1 pseudogene is annotated in these 221 nt (G+C 39.4%); it reads right to left on the bottom strand.

Annotated elements, in window-relative coordinates:
- Positions 1 to 14: 14 nt before the first annotated feature.
- Positions 15 to 221: pseudogene (locus AB4238_RS21735) on the bottom strand (IS4 family transposase); the annotation flags it as partial.

The following is a 221-nucleotide window of genomic DNA, read 5'->3' as shown; positions in this document are numbered from 1 at the left end:
TAGCGTAATGCCGTTCACTTAACGTGAACGGCTTTCTTTTTTATGGGATATCGGTCCTTTGAACACTTCAACACTCTAGGGTAACTACGCTCCCTTTTCCCCTCTAAAATAAACTGTTTAGCATTCTTTTCGATATCAAAGATTACCTTAGGGATATTGCCGGGAGATATGCTAGGAAGTTGGGATAGTTTAAAAATAATATGCGACGACGCTTCTCTAAA

The organism is Shewanella sp. 10N.286.45.A1 (genome assembly GCF_041470405.1).
Lineage (GTDB): Bacteria > Pseudomonadota > Gammaproteobacteria > Enterobacterales > Shewanellaceae > Shewanella.
Note: the sequence above shows the minus strand (reverse complement) of the source record. Positions and strands in the feature narration are given on the sequence as shown.